This window comes from Nocardiopsis alba (genome assembly GCF_000710955.1).
Classification (GTDB): domain Bacteria; phylum Actinomycetota; class Actinomycetes; order Streptosporangiales; family Streptosporangiaceae; genus Nocardiopsis; species Nocardiopsis alba.
Map to the genome: position 1 here is coordinate 467,802 of NZ_BAZE01000001.1, position 17,081 is coordinate 484,882.

Consider the following 17,081-nt stretch of genomic DNA (forward strand, 5'->3'; position numbering starts at 1 on the left):
CCTTGACCACCAGTCCCGAACCCTCCACGACCGACGCGCCCCTGCCCCTGGCGGGGGTCCGGATCGCCGATCTGTCCCGGGTCCTGGCCGGCCCCTACGCGACCATGTTGTTGGCGGACATGGGCGCCGAGGTCGTCAAGATCGAACAGCCCGGGCGAGGAGACGACACCCGTTCCTGGGGGCCGCCCTACGCCGCGCCCACCGAGGAGCACGAGGCCGCGCACTCCCCCGGCGAGGCCGCCTACTTCCTGTCCGTCAACCGGAACAAGCGCAGCCTGGCCGTGGACCTGAAGGACCCCGAGGGTCTGGCCGCGGTGCAGGAGCTGTGCGCCTCCTCCGACGTGGTCATCCAGAACTTCCGTCCGGGGGTGATCGACCGTCTGGGCCTGGGCTACGAGCGGATCAGCGAACGCAACCCCGCGGTCGTGTACTGCTCGGTGAGCGGTTTCGGCCCCGAGCACGAACCGACCGGTCGACCGGGTTTCGACATCGTCGTGCAGGCCGAGAGCGGTCTGATGGCGACCACCGGCCCGGCCGAGGGCCCCGCGAGCAAGGTGGGGGTGGCCCTGACCGACGTGCTCACCGGCCTCAACGCCGCCGTGGGCATCCTGGGGGCGCTCATGCGGGCCCGGGAGACCGGCAGGGGCGAGGAGATCAGCGTCTCGCTGATCAACTCCACCCTCTCCGCCCTGGTCAACCTCGCCCAGCAGTCCCTGGTCACCGATCGGGAGCCCGCGAGGGTGGGCAACGCGCACACCACCATCGTGCCCTACCAGGTGTTCCCGACCGCCGACGCGGAGATCGTGGTGGCCGCCGGGAACGACGCCCTCTACCGGCGCCTGTGCGCGGCGATCGACCGCCCCGACCTGGCCGAGGACCCCCGTTACGGCACCAACCCGGACCGGGTCGCCCACCGTGACGCCCTGATCGACGAACTGTCCAAGGTCCTGCGATCGCGCCCGGCCGACCATTGGATGACGGCCCTGGTCGATGCCGGGGTCCCCGTCGGCCGCGTACGCGGGGTCCTGGACGCCCTGCGCACCGCCGACACCTCGGGCGACGACGTCCTGCGCACCGTCGACCACCCCACCGCCGGCCCGCTCGAACAGGTGCGCGCCGGGTTCCGCATGGCCGGGACCCCCGTACCGATGGCCGCTCCCCCGCTGCTCGGTCAGCACTCCGAGGAGATCCTCACCGAGCTGGGGCTGACACCGGAACGCATCGCCGCGCTCGTCGAACGCGGCGCCGTCCAGCGCACCGACGTCCGTCCCGATACCACCGAATGACCCCCGTACCGACCCCGCACAGCACAGAGTCACGAGAGGACATCCGCCCATGAGCGACCCCCGACACAAGGCCGCCGCCCCGGACCCGTACGACTTCCTGGCGGTCGACTCCGAACTGTCCGACACCGAACGCGACGTGCGCGACGCCGTCCGCGGATTCGCCTCCCGCGAGCTCCTGCCGCACGTCGCCGACTGGTTCGAGGCCGGCACCCTGCCCGACCCGCGTGGTCTGGCCAAGGCCTTCGGCGACCTCGGTGTCCTCGGCATGCACCTGGAGGGCTACAGCTGCGGCGGTTCCAGCGCCGTCGCCTACGGTCTGGCCTGCCGAGAGCTGGAGGCGGTCGACTCCGGTCTGCGCAGCTTCGTGTCCGTGCAGGGATCCCTGGCCATGGCCGCGATCCACAAGTTCGGCTCCGAGGAGCAGAAGAACGAGTGGCTGCCGCGCATGGCCGCCGGCGACGCGATCGGCTGTTTCGGTCTGACCGAGCCCGACTCGGGCTCCGACCCGGGCTCGATGCGCACCCGTGCCCGTAAGGACGGCTCCGACTGGGTCCTCGACGGCACCAAGATGTGGATCACCAACGGTTCGGTCGCCGACGTCGCCGTGGTGTGGGCCGCCACCGACGAGGGCATCCGCGGGTTCGTCGTGCCCACCGACACCCCCGGGTTCACCGCCAACGTCGTGCACAAGAAGCTGTCCCTGCGCGCCTCCATCACCTCCGAACTGGTCCTGGAGGGCGTGCGTCTGCCCGAGGACGCGGTGCTGCCCTCCTCCAAGGGGTTGGGTTCCCCGCTGTCCTGCCTGAACGAGGCCCGGTACGGGATCGTGTGGGGCGTGGCCGGCGCCGCCCGCGCCTGCTACGAGGCGGCCCGCGAGTACTCGCTCACCCGTGAGCAGTTCGGAAGCCCCATCGGCGGTTTCCAGCTCACCCAGCGCAAGCTGGCCGACATGGTCGTGGACGTCAACCACGCCGGCATGACGGCGCTGCGCATCGGCCGACTCAAGGACCGGGGCGAATGCCACCACAACCACGTCAGCTTCGGTAAGTTCGCCAACGTGGCGGCGGCCCAGCGGGTGGCGTCCGTCTCGCGCGGGCTGCACGGGGCCAACGGCATCACCCTGGAGTACCCGGTGATGCGCCACATGGTGAACCTGGAGACCGTCGCCACCTACGAGGGGACCGAGGACATCCACGCGCTGAGCATCGGTCAGGCCGTCACCGGGATCTCCGCCTTCCGCTGAGGACTCGTCCGTTCCTGTGCCGGATCTCGCCGATTCCCGGGTGTCATCGGAGGCCGTCACCCACCACAATGGGGAACAGCCGAGTGAGGGAGTAGCCCAGATGGTGAACGAACCGACCAAGCGGTTCGAGGCGACGAGGCTGCGCCGTGTCGCCGACGCGGTCGTCAGCGGCTTCGTCAAGTACGGGGTCTGCCCGCCGGAGATGCACCTGCTCACCACCCGGGGGCGCAGGTCCGGGTTCTTGCGGACCACTCCGGTCAGTGTGCTGGACGGCGAGAACGGCCGGTACCTGGTCTCCCCGTACGGCGAGGTGAACTGGGTGCGCAACCTGCGCAAGGACGGTTTCGCGACCCTGCGTCGGGGTGGTTGGATCGAACTGGTGAGCGTGCGGGAGGCGGCCCCCGAGGAGGCCGGTCCGGCGCTGCGCGAGTATCTGGATCACGGCCGCGCCGCGATCGTGGCCCCGTACTTCGACGCCCCGCCGGAGGCCCCGGTGGAGGCGTTCGTGGCCGAGGCCGATCGGCACCCGGTCTTCCGGATCGTGCGGTCCACGACCATCCGGATCTGAACCGGACACGGGAAGGGCCCCGGCCACCCCCTCGGGTGGCCGGGGCCTTTCTCTTGTGCGAGGCAGGGCCGCACGAGCGACCCGTCCGCGATCAGTTGCGCACGCGGAAGACGTCGTAGACGCCGTCGACCCCGCGCACCGCGCGCAGGACACTGCCCAGGTGGGTGGGGTCGGCCATCTCGAAGGTGAAACGGCTCTGCGCCACCCGGTCCCGACTGGTCTGCACGGTGGCCGACAGGATGTTGACGTGCTGGTCGGACAGGACCCGGGTGATGTCCGACAGCAGCCGGGCCCGGTCCAGCGCCTCCACGTGCAGGGCCACCAGGAACATGGAGTCCTCGGTGGGCCGCCACTCGACGTCGACCATGCGCTCCCGGTCCAGGCTGGCGGCGTTGGCGCAATCGGCCCGGTGCACCGACACCCCGTTGCCCCGGGTCACGAAACCGACGATCTCGTCGCCCGGGACGGGGGTACAACACTTGGACAGACGCGCCCACACGTCCCCGTCGCCGGCCACGACCACGCCCGGGTTGCCCGAACGCTGTCGACCGGCCGCGGCCTTGGAGGGCAGGGAGGACTCGGCGATGTCCTCGGTATGGCTGTCCAGGCCCCCCATGGCGTCGACGAGCTTGCCGACGATGCTCTGCGCGCTGACCTGGCGCTCCCCCACCGCCGCGTAGAGCGAGTCCACGTCCGGATAGCGCAGGTCCCCGGCCAGGGCGATGAGCGCCTCTCCACTGAACAGGCGCTTGACCGGCAGCTCCTGCTTGCGCATGACCTTGGCGATCTCCTCCTTGCCCTGCTCGATCGCGGCCTCACGGCGTTCCTTGGTGAACCAGTGGCGGATCTTGTTACGGGCGCGGGCGCTCTTGACGAAGTTGAGCCAGTCGCGGCTGGGGCCGGCGTCTGGGTCCTTGGAGGTGAGGATCTCCACGGTCTCGCCGTTGTGCAGCTCGTTCTCCAGCGGCACCAGACGTCCGTTGATCCGGGCCCCGACCGTGCGGTGGCCCACCTCGGTGTGCACCGCGTAGGCGAAGTCGACGGCGGTGGCCCCCTGCGGAAGGGAGATGACGTCGCCCTGAGGGGTGAAGACGAACACCTCCTGCACCGACAGGTCGAAGCGCAGCGATTCCAGGAACTCGCCCGGGTCCTTGGTCTCCTGCTGCCAGTCGATGAGCTGGCGCAGCCACTGCATGTCGGTGGTGCCCTTGGCCTTGGCGTCGCCGCCGGTGTTGCGGTCCTCCTTGTACTTCCAGTGCGCGGCGATGCCGTATTCGGCGCGTCGGTGCATCGCGCGGGTGCGGATCTGGAGTTCGACCGGGTTGCCGGAGGGGCCGATGACCGTCGTGTGCAACGACTGGTACATGTTGAACTTCGGCATGGCGATGTAGTCCTTGAACCGGCCCGGCACCGGGTTCCATCGCGCGTGGATGGTCCCCAGGGCCGCGTAGCAGTCCCGGACGCTGTCCACCAGGACCCGCACCGCGATGAGGTCGTAGATCTCGTCGAAGCCGCAGTTGCGGGCGATCATCTTCTGGTAGATCGAGTAGTAGTGCTTGGGCCGGCCGCGTACGGTCGCCTTGAGCTTGGACTCGCGCAGGTCGGCGGAGACCGCCTCGATGACCTCTTGGAGGTAGACGTCGCGGCGGGGCGCGCGTTCGGAGACCAGACGGGCGATCTCGTCGAAGCGCTTGGGGTAGAGGGTGGCGAAGGCCAGGTCCTCCAGCTCCCACTTGATGGTGTTCATGCCCAGGCGGTGGGCGAGCGGCGCGAAGATCTCCAGGGTCTCGCGGGCCTTCTTCTCGCGCTTGGCCCTCTTGGGCAGGTAGCGCAGGGTGCGCATGTTGTGCAGGCGGTCGCACAGCTTGATGACCAGGACCCGGATGTCGCGGGCCATGGCCACGACCATCTTGCGGACCGTCTCGGCCTGGGTGGCCTCGCCGTACTTGACCTTGTCCAGCTTGGTGACGCCGTCGACCAGTTCGGCGATCTCGTCGCCGAAGTCCGCGCGCAGCTCGTCGAGGGAGTAGTCGGTGTCCTCGACGGTGTCGTGCAGCAGGGCGGCGGCCAGGGTGGCCTCCTGCATGCCGAGTTCGGCGAGGATGGTGGCGACGGCGAGCGGGTGGGTGATGTAGGGGTCGCCGCTCTTGCGTTTCTGGTGACGGTGGTGGTGGGCGGCCACCTCGTAGGCGCGCTCGATCAGCCGGACGTCCACCTTGGGGTGGGTGGCCCGCACCGTCTTGATCAGTGGTTCGAGCACCGGGTTCATCGTCACTCCCCGCTGAGCGCCGAGTCGGGCGAGCCTTCTGCGTACTCGCACCGTGGAGGGGGTGGTGGAGGTCGCCTGGCGCCCCGGGATCTCCCGCCCCGAGACGTCGGAGGGCGCCGCATGCTCCGCGGCGCCCTCCGGGCGGTCCCCCTGTGGTCTGTCGGCGGTCGTGGCACGATCGCCATCGGTGTGCCCTCCGGGCACGTCGGCGCGAGCGCCTTGTGGGGCCTGTGGGGCACGGTCCCTCTCGAAGGTACGTTCGGCCGTCTCGGACGGGTTCGCCCGCTCCTGCTCACGTGCGGACGTCGCTCCGGTCGAAACCACTTCGTTTGGCATGCCTACCTCCCGCGGATCCGCCCGGTGGAGCCGGCGTTCGCGGGCTCGGCTTCCGGTGCACGTGTGTCATCAGGGCCGTTCGCCGACGCGGCCGCCGCGGTTCACCTCTTCCCACCAGTCTAGTGGGCCCCGCCCCGAGCGGGCGGGGAGCGGTCCGACCCCCTCGCGTCCCTCGTTCCCACCACTTCGGTGGTACGCGTGGTGACCCGGGTCACCAGGTACGTCACACCGAGTGTCGGAGTAGATCAACGAGGACGGACCGTCGCGCTATTCCCCGTGAGGCGACAGCCGAGGAGAGGATCTCCGGTCAGACCGAGAGGAGGATGTGCGGCTCCACGTCGGGCAACATCTCGCGCCCTCGGAGCGCTGCGAGCTCCATCAGGACGGAGAATCCCACGACCGTACCACCCGCCTTGCGGACCAGCTCCACCGCGGCCCTGCCGGTGCCGCCCGTCGCGAGGACGTCGTCGACGATGAGCACACGGGCGCCCGGAGCGATCGCGTCGGCGTGGATCTCGACGGTCGCGGTGCCGTACTCAAGATCATAGGACCGGTCGATGGTCTTCGCGGGCAGTTTCCCGGCTTTGCGCGCGGGAACGAAACCGGCGCCCAACGCCATCGCGATCGGGGCGCCGAAGATGAACCCCCGCGCCTCCAACCCGACGACGTGGTCGACGCCCTCCGCGCGGAAGGGGGCCGACATCCCGTCGACGGCCGCGGCGAAGGCCTCCCTATGGGCGAGCAGCGGGGTGATGTCCTTGAACAGGATCCCCTCGTGCGGGAAGTCGGGGACGTCACGGATCCGGGACTCGATCAGGGCGAGGTCCACGGCGATCTCCGGGGTCACGGTGTCGTCGGGCATGGCGGGTGGTGCCTTCTTCTATGGGTCGGTTCGATGGGGTCACCGAACGACGGCGGTACCGGACCCGGAGTGCCGGGGCCGGTACCGAAGTCTGTGGTGCGTCCCGTGGGACGGGTGTTCAGCCCTTGGGCTTGTCGTCGTCGCCGAAGTCGGGACGGTCCTCGACCGGGGTGTCGTCGGCGGCCGGGGTGATGACCTCGCCGACACCGGCCTTGAGCATGCGGATACGGGTGCCCGGAGCGATCTCCAGCAGCACGTCCTGGTCGTGGATCTCGACCACGGTGGCGAAGATGCCCGCCTTGGTCATGACCTCGACGCCCGGGACCAGTGCGCTCTGCATCTGCATCTCCTGCTGGCGACGCTTCTGGTTCGGGCGCCAGAAGAGCAGCCAGAAGACCAGGAGGATCAGCACGAAGGGAAGCAGCATGCCGAAGATGCTCTGCTCACCCTGAGCGGCGTCTGCGAGATTAGTAAGGCCCTGCACGGGGGCGTCCTTCCTGACGTTTCTCGTGGGCGACGGCTGCCGGTTGGGACACCCGCGACGACCACCTTTCGGGCCGCCCCGACCACGGCGGTCGGTTTCCTACCCGGGGTGTACAACGCACCAGGGTGTCAACTCGTTCCGCCGATGTCGAAACGACATCTCACGGGGCGATCCCCGCTCTCGACCGGTTCGCCCAGTTTACGTGGCGGGGGTCACCGACCACCAACCTCCAGGGTTCGACCCGCTAACGGTTCGTTCACGCGGCCCCGGTGTCGGCGGCGTCCTCCACGCGGCCCGCGCCGAAGGCGGCGTCGGGCGGAGGGGTCAGCCCCATGTGCTCCCACGCCTGGGGGGTGGCGACCCGACCGCGCGGGGTGCGGGCCAGGAAGCCGGAACGGACCAGGAAGGGTTCGGCGACCTCCTCGACGGTCTCCGCCTCCTCCCCCACCGACACGGCGAGGGTGGAGAGCCCGACGGGGCCGCCGCGGAACCTGCGCATCAACACGTCCAGGATGGCCCGGTCCAGTCGGTCCAGCCCGAGGGCGTCCACCTCGTACAGGTCGAGGGCGGCCCGGGCGTTGTGGAGGGTGAGGTCCCCGTCCCCGCGCACCTCGGCGTAGTCGCGCACCCGGCGCAGCAGCCGGTTGGCGATACGGGGCGTGCCTCGGGAGCGGCCGGCGATCTCCCGAGCGGCCTCGGGGTCCAGGGGAGCGCCCAGCAGTCCGGCCGAGCGGTACAGGATGCGCTCCAGTTCGTCGGCGTCGTAGAAGTCCATGTGCGCCGTGAACCCGAAGCGGTCGCGCAGCGGGGCCGGGAGCATACCGGCCCGCGTGGTCGCCCCGACCAGGGTGAAGGGGGCGATGTCCAGGGGGATCGCGGTCGCGCCGGGCCCCTTGCCGACCACCACGTCGACACGGAAGTCCTCCATGGCGACGTAGAGCATCTCCTCCGCGGGGCGGGCCATGCGGTGGATCTCGTCGAGGAAGAGGACCTCTCCTTCTTGAAGGGTGGACAGCACCGCCGCCAGGTCCCCGGAGCGTTCGATCGCCGGGCCGGAGGTGATGCGCAGCGGCACGCCGAGTTCGGCCGCGATGATCATGGCCAGGGTGGTCTTGCCCAGCCCCGGGCCACCGGACATGAGGATGTGGTCGGGCGCCCGATTCCGTCGCTGGGCGCTGTGCAGGACGAGGGAGAGCTGTTCGCGGACCCGTTCCTGGCCGACGAAGTCCTCCAACGAGCGGGGGCGCAGCGCCCCCTCCAGTCGACGTTCGTCGACGTCGGCCTCGGGCGAGACCGCCTCGCGTTCGTGCATGTCCGTCGCCTCCTCTCCTGAAGGTCCCTAGATCCGGCTGAGCTTGCGCAGGGCGCTGCGCAGCAGGACCGTGACGTCGTCGGTGTCGGCGGCCTCGTCGGCCACGGCCGAGGCGGCGGCCTCGGCGTCCTTGGCCGACCAGCCGAGGTTGACCAGGCCGGAGACCACCTGGCCGCGCCAGGCCCCGTTCGCCCGGCCGTTCGCCGTGCCCTCGGTCCCGGGCAGGGTGCCGTCGGTGCCGATGGGCGCGTCGAGTTTGCCGCGCAGCTCCAGCACGATGCGCTGGGCCCCCTTCTTACCGATGCCGGGGACCCGGGTCAGGGCGGCGGTGTCCTCGGTGTGCACGGCCTGGCGCAGGCTGTCGGGGCTGTGCACGGCGAGCATGGCCAGGGCCAGTCGGGGGCCCACCCCCGACGCGGTCTGCACCTGCTCGAACACGTGCTTCTCGTCGTCGTCGACGAAGCCGAAGAGCGTGAGGGAGTCCTCCCGCACGACCAGGCTGGTGGCGACGGTGCCCTCGTCGCCCACGTGCAGTCGGGACAGGGCCGACGGGGTGCACTGGACGGTCATGCCGACACCGCCGACGTCGATGACGGCGCTGCCCGCGCCGCGTGCGGCCACCCGGCCGGTGAGGAACGCGATCATCTGCTGTGGGCACCGGGAGGGGCGCCCGTCTCCTTCCTGGGGGCGGTGTCACCGGCCCCGCGCGCGGCGGGCCAGCTCCACCTTGCGGGCGAAGTCCTGTTGGGCCTGGGCGACCCGTGCCTGGGCGCCGCCACGCCAGATGTGACAGATGGCCAGGGCCACCGCGTCGGCGGCGTCGGCGGGCTTGGGAGGTCCGTCGAGTCCGAGGATACGCGCCACCATGGTGCCGACCTGCGCCTTGTCGGCTCGGCCACTGCCGGTGATGGCGGCCTTGGCCTCGCTCGGCGTGTGGGTGGCCACGGGCAACCCCCGGCGGGCGGCGCAGACCAGGGCGAGGCCGCTGGCCTGGGCGGTGCCCATGACGGTGCTGAGGTTGTGCTGGGCGAAGACGCGTTCAACGGCGACCGCCTCGGGCTCGTACTCGTCGAGCCACTCCTCGATCCCGCGTTCGACGGCGAGGAGGCGCTGCGGGAGTTCGGTGTCGGGCGAGGTCCGGATGGCGTCCGCGGACAGCAGGCGCAGGGGGCGTCCGATGGACCCCTCGACCACCCCGATCCCGCAGCGGGTCAGCCCCGGGTCGATCCCCAGCACGCGCACGTGGTCACCTGTTCCCTCGGTCCGTCGAACGTTCGTTCGCACCATGCTAGCGGCGCATGACGACAGCGCCGTCGCGCACACGCGCGGCCTCGCGGGGAAGGCGACGAAGGCGCGTGTCGGGGTCGGGGGCCGGCACCTCTCCGGACCTAGCGTGAGCTCATGACTTCCATCGAGGATTCCGAGGTCCGTGACTTCCTGCTCCAGGGGACGCGTACCGGCAAGGTCGCCTACACCTCCGCCGACGGCCGTCCGTTGGTGGCACCGGTGTGGTTCGTCATCGACGGCGACGCGCTGGTCTTCAACACCGGGAAGGAGACGGCCAAGGGACGTTCGATCGCGCGCGACCCCCGTCTCACCCTGCTGGTCGACCTGGAGGAGGATCCCTACGGGTTCGTCCAGGTCCAGGGCGAGGCGGAGGTGTCGGAGGATACGGGCGAGCTGTTGCGCACCGCCACCGCGATCGCCCGCCGCTACATGGGGCCCGAACGCGCCGAGGAGTTCGGAAGGCGCAACGGGGTGCCCGGCGAACTGGTGGTGCGGCTGCGTCCCACCAAGGTGATCGCCGCGATGAACATGACCGGCTGAGGGTCGGACGTACGAACGCCTGTGGCCGTCCCCGGAAGGGCACGGCCACAGGCGTCACCGGCCCCGGGGCCGGTCGGTCACCGCGATCGAGCGGCCGGGCTCAGAGCTCGGCCATGACCTCGTCGGGGATGTCGGCGTTGGTGAAGACGTTCTGGACGTCGTCGGAGTCCTCCAGGGCGTCCACGACGCGCAGGACCTTCTTGGCTGTCTCGGCGTCGACCGGGACCTCCATGCTCGGCAGCCAGTTGGAGTCGGCCGAGTCGTAGTCGATGCCGGCCTCCTGGAGCGAGGTGCGCACCGAGACCAGGTCGGTGGCCTCGCAGATGATCTCGAAGGAGTCGCCGATGTCCTCGACCTCTTCGGCGCCGGCCTCCAGGACCGCCATGGTGACGTCGTCCTCGTTGGTGCCCTCCTTGGGCACGATCACGACGCCCTTGCGGTTGAACAGGTACGACACCGATCCGGCGTCGGCCATGTTGCCACCGTTACGGGTGACCGCGACGCGCACCTCGGAGGCCGCGCGGTTGCGGTTGTCGGTGAGGCACTCCACGAGCAGGGCCACACCGCCGGGGGCGTAGCCCTCGTACATGATGGTCTGCCACTCGGCGCCGCCGGCCTCCTCGCCGGAGCCCCGCTTGCGCGCACGTTCGATGTTGTCGGCGGGGACCGAGTTCTTCTTCGCCTTCTGGATGGCGTCGTAGAGCGTCGGGTTCCCGTCGGGGTCCCCACCACCGGTACGCGCGGCCACCTCGATGTTCTTGATCAGCTTGGCGAAGAGCTTGCCGCGCTTGGCATCGATGACGGCTTTCTTGTGTTTGGTGGTGGCCCACTTGGAGTGGCCGCTCATGCGTGTCCTTTCACGATGTCGACGAAGAGGCGATGGATGCGCGTGTCGCCGGTGAGTTCGGGATGGAAGGACGTGGCCATCAGGCCGCCCTGTAGTACGGCGACGATCCTACCGGCCTCGCCTGGACCGGGTACGCGTCCGAGGACGGTGACCTCGGGTCCCACCCGTTCCACCCAGGGCGCCCGGATGAAGACCGCGTCGAAGGGCTCGTCCCCGATCCCGTCGATCCGCACACCGGTCTCGAAGGATTCGGTCTGACGTCCGAAGGCGTTGCGTCGGACCGTCATGTCGATCCCGCCGACGGTCTCCTGGCCGGCCGTGCCGCCGAGGATCTCGTCGGCGAGCATGATCATGCCCGCGCAGGTGCCGTAGGCGGGCATCCCGGCCGCGACGCGCTTGCGCAACGGGTCGATCAGGCCGTACCTGCGGGCGAGTTTGGACATGGTGGTGGACTCGCCACCGGGGATGATCAGCGCGTCCACGGAGTCCAGGTGCTCCGGGGACAGGACCTTCCCGGTGGATACGCCCAATGTCTCCAGGACGGCGACGTGCTCGGCGACGTCGCCCTGGAGGGCGAGGACACCGATGGTGGGTGCGGCGGTCAAAAGCGGCCTCACTCGGCTGACGGAAGGGGACCATGGTACTGGCGGGGAGGGTGTACGGGAACGGCCGAGGGCCGGGAGAGCGTGGTCGCACCGCTCTCCCGGCCCTCGGACACCGGGCGGGGGCGAGGCCGAAGGGGCCTCGCGTCACCAGCCGCGTTCGGCGTAACGCTGGGAGTCGGACAGGTCGTCCAGGTTGATGCCGACCATGGCCTCGCCCAGGCCGCGGGAGACGCGGGCGATCACGGCGGGGTCCTCGTAGTGCAGGGTGGCCTGCACGATGGCGTCGGCGCGCTTGGCCGGGTCGCCGGACTTGAAGATGCCGGAGCCGACGAAGACGCTCTCCGCTCCGAGCTGACGCATGAGGGCGGCGTCGGCCGGGGTGGCCACACCGCCGGCGGAGAACAGCGGCACCGGCAGCTTGCCGAGACGGGCCACCTCCTTGACGATCTCGTAGGGGGCGCGCAGCTCCTTGGCCGCGCCGAAGAGCTCGGGTTCGTCGAGGGTGCCCAGGCGCTTGATCTCACCGTTGATGGAGCGCATGTGACGGGTGGCCTCGACGACGTTGCCGGTGCCGGCCTCGCCCTTGGAGCGGATCATCGCGGCGCCCTCGGCGATCCGGCGCAGGGCCTCGCCCAGGTTGGTCGCGCCGCAGACGAAGGGAACGGTGAACGCCCACTTGTCGATGTGGTAGGCCTCGTCGGCGGGGGTGAGGACCTCGGACTCGTCGATGAAGTCCACGCCGAGGGACTCCAGGACCTGGGCCTCAACGAAGTGCCCGATGCGGACCTTGGCCATGACCGGGATGGAGACCGCCTCGACGATGCCGTCGATCATGTCCGGGTCGGACATGCGGGCGACGCCGCCGTCCTTGCGGATGTCGGCGGGGACCCGCTCCAGGGCCATGACGGCCACGGCACCGGCGTCCTCGGCGATCTTGGCCTGCTCGGGGGTGACGACGTCCATGATGACGCCGTTCTTGAGCTGTTCGGCCATGCCGCGCTTGACCCGCTGGGTGCCGACGGCGTTGTCGGGGCTGTTCGATGCGTTGTTGGCCACGGTGATGGGCTCCCGTTTTCGTCTGCTGGTTGGCTCGACCCGGCGTCCGGGGCGTGGTCCGTTCGGGTACGGACCGGCGACCGCGCATGGGCGGGTGAGGACCCGGCGCGTCCCCTGGAACGACCGACCCACCATCCTAGTTCCACCGGTTTCGGCGCCTTTGACCAGATCGGTGTTGTGCGCGCCCGTTCCACTCCGAACCGGAGCGCGCGGCATTCACCGCGAGGTCGTACCGCTTCTCCCCGGAGAGGGGCGCGGGGCCCGATCGTCCATCTCGAAGTAGTCCGGGAGCGCGGCGGTCCCGGCCAGACGCAGGAGCCGGACCAGGCGGGAACGGCGTGCGCGTCGGGTGTCGGAGACGGCGTCGTTGTGGAAGACCCTGGCGAGGTGGACCCCGCGCGCGGCGCGCAGGACCTCCTCCCGACGGGCCCGGGTGTCCTCTCCCACACCCTCCACCGGGCGGCCGTCGAGGGCGTCGCGCAGGGCGACCGAGAGCGCGCTCTCCACGAGTTCGCGTTCCCCCTCCCCCGCCCGGCTCGCCCGACCGGCGACCTCGGCGAGGGTACGGGCCGAGGCCGGGTCGGGGCCTCCGGAGGCGGCCAGGTCGAGTACGGCCGCGGCCCTTCTCAACAGGGCGGCGTCCAGAGCGGCCCACGCGGTCTCCACCCGGTGGTGGAGACGGTCGAGGCGGGTGGCCCGCCAGGACAGGTAGAACCCCAGGAGCACCAGGACCAGCAGGGCGCCGGCCACGACGGCCACGAAGAAGACGTCGTCGGTCAGGGCCGCTCACCCCTGCGCAGCAGGGCGGAGGCCCAGCGGCCTCCTCCGGTCCGGACTCCGCCGGAGCGCTCCCGTCCCAGCACGGTCTCGTACACGTGCGCGATGTCGGCGGCGACGGTCTCCCAGTCGTAGGCGCGCACCGCGTCCCGGGCCGCGCGGGACAGGCGGTCCCGTCGCCTCGGATCGTCGAGGAGCGCCGCGGCCCGATCGGCCAGATGGTCGGGGTCTCCGGCCCGGAAGAGCTCCCCCGCCCTCCCCCCGTCCAGGACCGCGCCGAAGGCGGGGATGTCGCTGGCGACGATGGCCGCACCGGCGGACATCGCCTCCGTGAGGACGATGCCGAAGCTCTCTCCACCCAGGTTGGGGGCGCAGAAGACGTCCGCGGAGTGGTAGGCGCGGACCTTGTCCGCCTCGTCGAGGCGACCGAGGAGGACCACGCGTTCACGCAGGTCGTCGGGGACCTCGGACAGGTCGGCCCGCCCGGGTCCGGCCACGAGCAGCCGCAGACCGGGCCGGTCCCGGGCCAGCCGGGTGAAGGCCTCCAGCAGGACCCCCAGTCCCTTGCGCGGTTCGTCCAGCCGGCCCAGGAAACCGATGGAGCCGCCCTCCCCCGGCCAGCCGGGCAGGGGCTCGGCGTGGGCGAAGCGTCGAACCGAGACCCCGTTGGGGATGAGCACGGCGTCTCCCCCCAGATGTTCGACGAGGGTGCGGCGGGCCGCCTCGGAGACGGCCACCCGGGCGTTGATCTTCTCCAGGGCCGAGCGCAGGGCGGTGGAACCGGCCGTCATCGCGCGCGACCGGGGGTTGGAGGTGTGGAAGGTCGCGACGATGGGGCCGTCAGCGGCCCAGCACGACAGCAGGGACACACTGGGGGCGGCGGGCTCGTGAATGTGCAGGATGTCGAAGCGGCCCTCCGCGATCCAGCGACGGACCCGGGACGCCGAACGGGGACCGAACCCGATCCGGGCGACCGACCCGTTGTAGGGGACCGGGACGGGCCGACCGGCCGGGACCAGGTAGGGGGGCGGTTCGTGGTCGGTGTCGCCGACCGGTGCCAGCACCGACACCTCGTGTCCCATGGCGATGAGCGTCTCCGCGAGGTCGCCGATGTGCTGCTGGACCCCTCCCGGGACGTCCCAGGAGTAGGGGCACACCAACCCCACCCGCAACGTGTCGATCCCGGCGGGAGAAGTCCTCGTCGCTCCCCCGGCCGTGCTCAGTCCCACCGGCCGTCCTCGGTGTCCCGACGTCGGACGCGGTCCGCCTCGTGGTCGGCGGAGAAGACGGGCTGGAGCATGTGCCAGTCCTCCGGATGCTCGGCGATGGCCCCCTCGAACACGCGGGCCAGCGTCCGGGTGGTCTCCTGGATCCGCTCGCTCCGAGAGGAACCGGGGGCGACGGGGATCTCGTCGTGGACCCGGATGTTCCAGAACGGCCCGTCGTACCAGAGGGAGACCGGCATCAGGGCGGCCCCGGTGTTGAGGGCCAACGCCGCCGGCCCGGAGGGCATACGCGCCTTCTCGCCGAAGAGGTCCACCTCCAGGCCGGTCCCGTTGATGTCGCGATCGGCGAGCAGACAGACCAGGCCGCCCGCGCGCAGCCGTCGAGCGAGCACTCCCACGGTGTTGGCGTCCCCACCGGTCAGCGGGAGCACCTCCATGCCCAGGGACTCCCGGTAGGAGGTGAAACGTCGATAGAGGCTCTCGGGGTTCAGCCTCTGGGCCACGGTGGTCAACGGGGTGCCCCGGGCCGCGATCCAGGCCCCGGCGTGGTCCCAGTTCCCCATGTGCGGTAGGGCCGCGACGACCCCGCGCCCGGCCTTCAGGTGCCCTTCCAGGACCTCGATACCGCTCTGTCGGGTCTGGGAGAGCAGCCGTTCGCGTCCCATCGCGGGCAGTCGGAACAGCTCGTAGTAGTAACGCATGTAGGAGCGCATCCCGGCCTTGGACAGAGCCCTGAGCTGCGCGTCCGTGGCGTGCGGTCCGACGACCCTGCGCAGGTTGCGCTCCAGTCCCCGGGTACCGCCTCCGTGCGCTCGCCAGTCACGATCGGCGAGCCGACGGAACACCGCCCGGCCCGCCCGCTCCGGTGAGCGGCGGACCAGTGTCCACCCGGCCGCGTAGGCCAGGTCGGCCATGCGTTCGTCCACGACGTGTTCCCTCGTCCTCTTCCCGTTTCCCGTGTCCGACGGCTCAGGCGTCGTTGTCGGCCTTGTCGGTCTCCTCGTCCCGGGAGCGCTCGGAGTCGTTGAGACGGGCCCGGGTCTCCACCAGTCGCTGGAGGACGGTGATCAGGCTCATCCCGGCCAACAGCCACAGACCGCCCGCGAGGATGTAGGGCACGCCGAGTTCGCTCAGACCCACGGCGACCAGGATGATGATCAGACGTTCGGTACGTTCGGCGACGCCGACGTCGCAGTTGACGCCGAGCCCCTCCGCGCGCGCCTTGATGTAGGACACCATGAACCCGCTGATCAGGCAGAACAGGGTGAGGCCGGCGAGCAGGGGATCGTCACCCTCGCCGACGAACCACCACATCAGCCCGGCGAGGATCGCGGCGTCGGCGACCCGGTCGAGACTGGAGTCGAGGAACGCCCCGAAAGCGCTCGCGCTGTCCTTGGCGCGGGCCACGGCGCCGTCGAGCATGTCGAAGAGGGCGAAGACGGTGATGACCACCGATCCCGCGTAGAGCTGGCCGCGGGGGTAGAAGTACAGGGCGCTGACGACGACACCCGCGGCACCGATGATGGTGACGATGTTCGGTGTCAGGCCGATCCGGGCCAGGCTCCGGCCGAGCGGAGCGGTGACCCGGGAGATCATGGGACGAAGGATTCTCAGCATGTCTTCTTGTGATCGTAGGGCGGGAACGGTCGTGGGGGTGGGAGCCGCACCCGCTGGGGGTGGCGCGTCGCCGGGCCGGGGTCGTTCGGGGCCCGGGTCAGGACGGGGTCACCCCCGAGGCCAGTGTTCGGCCAACGTCGCCCGGGTCTGCTCCAGCATCTCCGGTAGCACCTTGGTCCGGCCGATCACCGGCATGAAGTTGGTGTCGCCGCCCCAGCGGGGAACGATGTGCTGGTGGAGGTGGGCGGCGATACCGGCACCGGCCACGGTACCGAGGTTCATGCCGACGTTGAAGCCCTGGGGGCGGTAGGCCTCGGTGAGCGCGGTCAGACCGGCACGGGTCAGCGCGGCAACCTCGACGGTCTCCTCCTCGTCCAGCGAGGTGTACTCGGAGACGTGCCGGTACGGGCAGACCAGCAGATGCCCGCTGTTGTAGGGGTAGAGGTTGAGGACCACGTAGGCGGTCTCGCCCCGGGCCACCACGAGACCCTCGGGGTCGTCAAGGCCGGGCGCGCGGCAGAACGGACAGCCGTCCTCGGCACGGGGACCGGTGGGCCTGCCCTCGCCTTTGATGTAGGCCATGCGATGCGGGGTCCACAGCCGATCCTGACCGTCGGGGTCGCCGGTCCCCGCTCCGGGGTGGGGTTCCGTACCGTCCTCGGGTTCGTCGTCGGCACCGCGCATGGCTCGTCCGTCCCCCTCGATGACCGGTTTCGTACTTCGCGTCCCAGCATAGAAGCGCCCGGGAGCGGGCGCACCGGAGCAC

At 70.5% G+C, this 17,081-nt stretch carries 18 protein-coding genes; 4 read left to right on the plus strand and 14 right to left on the minus strand.

The features are described 5' to 3' along the window. The first annotated feature begins 2 nt into the window (after positions 1–2). From TR33_RS01965 to TR33_RS01975, 3 genes are all read left to right on the plus strand, one after another. Positions 3–1,286: a CaiB/BaiF CoA transferase family protein gene (locus TR33_RS01965; protein WP_014911943.1), complete on the plus strand. Its 1,284-nt coding sequence runs from the start codon at positions 3–5 to the stop codon at positions 1,284–1,286. Between the two features lie 49 nt (positions 1,287–1,335). Next, positions 1,336–2,529 carry an acyl-CoA dehydrogenase family protein gene (locus TR33_RS01970; RefSeq protein WP_042281005.1) on the plus strand — a complete coding sequence of 398 codons (1,194 nt, stop codon included), beginning with the start codon at positions 1,336–1,338 and terminating at the stop codon, positions 2,527–2,529. Between the two features lie 100 nt (positions 2,530–2,629). Next, entirely contained in the window at positions 2,630–3,097 is a 468-nt protein-coding gene (locus TR33_RS01975) for a nitroreductase/quinone reductase family protein (RefSeq protein WP_017534113.1), read from the plus strand. A 91-nt stretch (positions 3,098–3,188) separates the two neighbouring features. Here TR33_RS01975 and TR33_RS01980 read toward each other — a convergent pair whose 3' ends face one another. The 6 genes from TR33_RS01980 to ruvC form a co-directional block, all read right to left on the minus strand. After that, positions 3,189–5,366, minus strand: a complete 2,178-nt coding sequence (locus TR33_RS01980; RefSeq protein WP_017534114.1) for a RelA/SpoT family protein — start codon at positions 5,364–5,366, stop codon at positions 3,189–3,191. Between the two features lie 643 nt (positions 5,367–6,009). Continuing rightward, positions 6,010–6,564: an adenine phosphoribosyltransferase gene (locus TR33_RS01985; protein ID WP_014910858.1), complete on the minus strand. Its 555-nt coding sequence runs from the start codon at positions 6,562–6,564 to the stop codon at positions 6,010–6,012. 118 nt (positions 6,565–6,682) lie between these two features. Next, on the minus strand, positions 6,683–6,991 hold the full coding sequence (gene yajC, locus TR33_RS01990; protein WP_187294470.1) for a preprotein translocase subunit YajC: 309 nt from the start codon (positions 6,989–6,991) through the stop codon (positions 6,683–6,685). 313 nt (positions 6,992–7,304) lie between these two features. Next, positions 7,305–8,360: a Holliday junction branch migration DNA helicase RuvB gene (gene ruvB / locus TR33_RS01995; RefSeq protein ID WP_014913526.1), complete on the minus strand. Its 1,056-nt coding sequence runs from the start codon at positions 8,358–8,360 to the stop codon at positions 7,305–7,307. A gap of 27 nt (positions 8,361–8,387) precedes the next feature. Further along, a complete protein-coding gene (gene ruvA / locus TR33_RS02000; protein WP_017534115.1) occupies positions 8,388–9,005 on the minus strand; it encodes a Holliday junction branch migration protein RuvA in 618 nt (205 codons plus the stop codon). A 48-nt stretch (positions 9,006–9,053) separates the two neighbouring features. Beyond that, the gene (gene ruvC, locus TR33_RS02005; protein WP_014911013.1) at positions 9,054–9,602 is read right to left on the minus strand and encodes a crossover junction endodeoxyribonuclease RuvC; all 549 of its coding nucleotides are present in this window, start codon (positions 9,600–9,602) and stop codon (positions 9,054–9,056) included. Positions 9,603–9,761: 159 nt separating this feature from the next. Between ruvC and TR33_RS02010 the strand changes: the two genes are divergently transcribed. Next, positions 9,762–10,187 (plus strand): PPOX class F420-dependent oxidoreductase, encoded by a 426-nt coding sequence (locus TR33_RS02010; protein ID WP_042281008.1) that lies wholly within the window; start codon positions 9,762–9,764, stop codon positions 10,185–10,187. A 100-nt stretch (positions 10,188–10,287) separates the two neighbouring features. Here the strand turns inward: TR33_RS02010 and TR33_RS02015 are convergent, their stop codons facing one another. From TR33_RS02015 to TR33_RS02050, 8 genes are all read right to left on the minus strand, one after another. After that, positions 10,288–11,034 (minus strand): YebC/PmpR family DNA-binding transcriptional regulator, encoded by a 747-nt coding sequence (locus TR33_RS02015; RefSeq protein WP_014910458.1) that lies wholly within the window; start codon positions 11,032–11,034, stop codon positions 10,288–10,290. After that, positions 11,031–11,639, minus strand: coding sequence for a pyridoxal 5'-phosphate synthase glutaminase subunit PdxT (gene pdxT / locus TR33_RS02020; protein WP_042281011.1), 609 nt, complete (start codon positions 11,637–11,639; stop codon positions 11,031–11,033). Before pdxT ends, TR33_RS02015 begins: the two co-directional genes overlap by 4 nt. A 144-nt stretch (positions 11,640–11,783) precedes the next feature. Further along, positions 11,784–12,695 (minus strand): pyridoxal 5'-phosphate synthase lyase subunit PdxS, encoded by a 912-nt coding sequence (gene pdxS, locus TR33_RS02025; RefSeq protein WP_014910757.1) that lies wholly within the window; start codon positions 12,693–12,695, stop codon positions 11,784–11,786. 216 nt (positions 12,696–12,911) lie between these two features. Further along, a complete protein-coding gene (locus TR33_RS02030; RefSeq protein WP_042281014.1) occupies positions 12,912–13,454 on the minus strand; it encodes a hypothetical protein in 543 nt (180 codons plus the stop codon). A gap of 17 nt (positions 13,455–13,471) precedes the next feature. After that, positions 13,472–14,701: a glycosyltransferase family 4 protein gene (locus TR33_RS02035; RefSeq protein ID WP_042281017.1), complete on the minus strand. Its 1,230-nt coding sequence runs from the start codon at positions 14,699–14,701 to the stop codon at positions 13,472–13,474. Further along, complete coding sequence (locus TR33_RS02040) at positions 14,692–15,624, minus strand: phosphatidylinositol mannoside acyltransferase (RefSeq protein ID WP_042281020.1); 933 nt, start codon at positions 15,622–15,624, stop codon at positions 14,692–14,694. The genes TR33_RS02035 and TR33_RS02040 overlap by 10 nt, the downstream gene beginning before the upstream one ends. Before the next feature lie 43 nt (positions 15,625–15,667). After that, entirely contained in the window at positions 15,668–16,294 is a 627-nt protein-coding gene (gene pgsA / locus TR33_RS02045; RefSeq protein WP_014909638.1) for a phosphatidylinositol phosphate synthase, read from the minus strand. A 129-nt stretch (positions 16,295–16,423) separates the two neighbouring features. Next, positions 16,424–16,999, minus strand: coding sequence for an HIT family protein (locus TR33_RS02050; protein WP_042281022.1), 576 nt, complete (start codon positions 16,997–16,999; stop codon positions 16,424–16,426). Positions 17,000–17,081 lie beyond the last annotated feature (82 nt).